Here is a 357-nt window from a genome sequence, read left to right on the forward strand (position 1 = left end):
CAGAAGACGCCCGTGCCGGTGTAGCCGTCGAAGAAGGCGTCGGCGGCCGACTCGTCCTCGGTGGTGATGCCCGCCGCGAGGCCGGAGGTGCGCTCGTTGGCGATCTCGACGGCGTCGGAGAGCGAGCCGACCTTGGCGACCGTGACAGTCGCCTCGCGGTCGGAGTCCAGCGCCCACTCCTCGTGCCGCTGGTGATCCTGCGGGGCAGCGGGGACAGCACCCGGGCCCTCGCCACCGAGGCGGCCGTCCACGGCGTGCGCACCCTCGCCCACGCCGATGGCGGCGGCGTCCTCTACGTCGACCGCGGGGCGGACGTCACCAAAGCGCGGGACCTCGTCTACGCCAGCCTCGACCGGC

Annotated in this window: 1 pseudogene; it reads right to left on the bottom strand. The window is 73.9% G+C overall.

Going from position 1 to position 357, the window contains the following annotated elements:
- A pseudogene (locus CCN39_RS53075) lies at positions 1-357 on the bottom strand (hypothetical protein); the annotation flags it as partial.

It is taken from the genome of Amycolatopsis kentuckyensis, from assembly GCF_002155975.1.
Classification (GTDB): domain Bacteria; phylum Actinomycetota; class Actinomycetes; order Mycobacteriales; family Pseudonocardiaceae; genus Amycolatopsis; species Amycolatopsis kentuckyensis.